This window comes from Veillonella sp. T14073-2 (assembly GCF_002959875.1).
In the GTDB taxonomy this organism is placed as follows: Bacteria; Bacillota; Negativicutes; order Veillonellales; family Veillonellaceae; genus Veillonella; species Veillonella infantium.
In genome coordinates, this window is the sequence record NZ_PPDC01000013.1 from 1 (window position 1) to 908 (window position 908).

A 908-nucleotide genomic window follows, 5' to 3' on the forward strand; every position below is an offset into this window, starting at 1 on the left:
GATGATTGGGGTGAAGTCGTAACAAGGTAGCCGTATCGGAAGGTGCGGCTGGATCACCTCCTTTCTAGGGAGACATACACCAAGCCAAGAGTTTGGATGTCACTTAGGTCGACACTTTGGCACCTAACATTGTTCGGTTTTGAGAGATCTGTTATCTACAAGATAATAAATTTCTCATATATTAAATGGGCCTATAGCTCAGCTGGTTAGAGCGCACGCCTGATAAGCGTGAGGTCGGTGGTTCGAGTCCACCTAGGCCCACCAGTTGGCTCATATAACTTGAAATACACTTTGTGTAAAGTACAGACACTAAGAGCTAATTTAATAGGTAAAACTTATAAAAGATAACGGATTCTTCGGAATGGATTATCGAGACTTAAGTTAACCCATTACGGGGGCGTAGCTCAGTTGGGAGAGCACCTGCCTTGCAAGCAGGGGGTCAGGAGTTCGAATCTCCTCGTCTCCACCATTTAGTATTTGACAGCTGGTCTGTTATGTACTAAAATAACAAAGCTGATTTAAACAATCAGTTACAATTTAATAGATTTCGATGGATATCTAGGCGCATGAGATGAACGACGTCGCCGCGTAATGGTAATTACGCAAGACAAGTGAAACGAATGCAACGACGATAGACGCGAAATATATGAATTGTTTGTTCTTTGAAAACTGCATAGAAGAATTAATATATATTTGTAAGGTCATCTCTTAGAATTTCTAAGTAGGTTGACCCGAGCACATAGGAAATAATTCTCTGACTTAATGGTGACGTACATGAAAATGTACGGCTACAAAAAACGACAATGTATCTAATGCATGTCAATAAAATCTTAAGTAAAGATTTTAAGGGCGTACGGTGGATGCCTTGGCGATATCAGCCGAAGAAGGACGCGGTAAGCTGCGATAAG

At 41.4% G+C, this 908-nt stretch carries 2 tRNA genes and 2 rRNA genes; all 4 read left to right on the forward strand.

Going from position 1 to position 908, the window contains the following annotated elements:
* Window positions 1-64, forward strand: a 16S ribosomal RNA gene (locus VCHSUH04_RS09205); the annotation flags it as partial.
* 123 nt (window positions 65-187) lie between these two features.
* Window positions 188-264 (forward strand) — tRNA-Ile (locus VCHSUH04_RS09210).
* Window positions 265-393: 129 nt separating this feature from the next.
* A tRNA-Ala gene (locus tag VCHSUH04_RS09215) sits at window positions 394-469 on the forward strand.
* Window positions 470-833: 364 nt separating this feature from the next.
* Window positions 834-908 (forward strand): 23S ribosomal RNA (locus tag VCHSUH04_RS09220); the annotation flags it as partial.